Origin of the sequence: Campylobacter sp. 2018MI34, assembly GCF_016598975.1 — a bacterium.
GTDB lineage: Bacteria > Campylobacterota > Campylobacteria > Campylobacterales > Campylobacteraceae > Campylobacter_D.
The window spans coordinates 1-411 of record NZ_JAENKS010000209.1 but is presented as its reverse complement, the minus strand read 5'-3'; the positions used below and the strand labels follow the sequence as shown (position 1 = coordinate 411).

At 32.4% G+C, this 411-nt stretch carries 1 protein-coding gene and 1 pseudogene; both read left to right on the top strand.

Annotation, left to right across the window (positions count from 1 at the left end; translation table 11 throughout):
• A pseudogene (locus JG676_RS08480) lies at positions 1 to 248 on the top strand (endonuclease III domain-containing protein); the annotation flags it as partial.
• Positions 245 to 411, top strand: a 167-nt coding sequence (locus tag JG676_RS08475) for a bifunctional hydroxymethylpyrimidine kinase/phosphomethylpyrimidine kinase (RefSeq protein WP_200217966.1), incomplete at its 3' end; no start/stop codon positions are given. The pseudogene JG676_RS08480 and the gene JG676_RS08475, both read left to right, overlap by 4 nt.

The window sequence follows — 411 nt, the reverse complement described above, 5'->3', positions numbered from 1 at the left end:
CCCATAGACTTGCTTTATTTTTAGGATATGAATTTGAAGACTATGAAGAATTGAGAGAATTTTTTCAAAGTGGTATAGAAAATGAACAGGAAAATTTGTGCAAAGTTTTAAATAAGACCTATGAGCTTTATGAGCTTTATCAGATTTTCCATGCTTTAATTGTTGCCTTTGGAAAACTAGCTTTTAAGGGTAAAAAATTAAGTCTTGAAGGTGAAAAATTAATTAAAAATTTGAAGGAGGGATGGTGAGAGCAAAAGGGAGTAACTTGATTCCTGTTTTAACAATAGCAGGAAGCGATTGTAGTGGTGGAGCTGGAATTCAAGCAGATTTAAAAACTTTTAGTGCTCATGAACTTTTTGGTATGAGTGTGATTTTAAGCGTTGTAGCTGAAAATACAGCAAGAGTTATTTC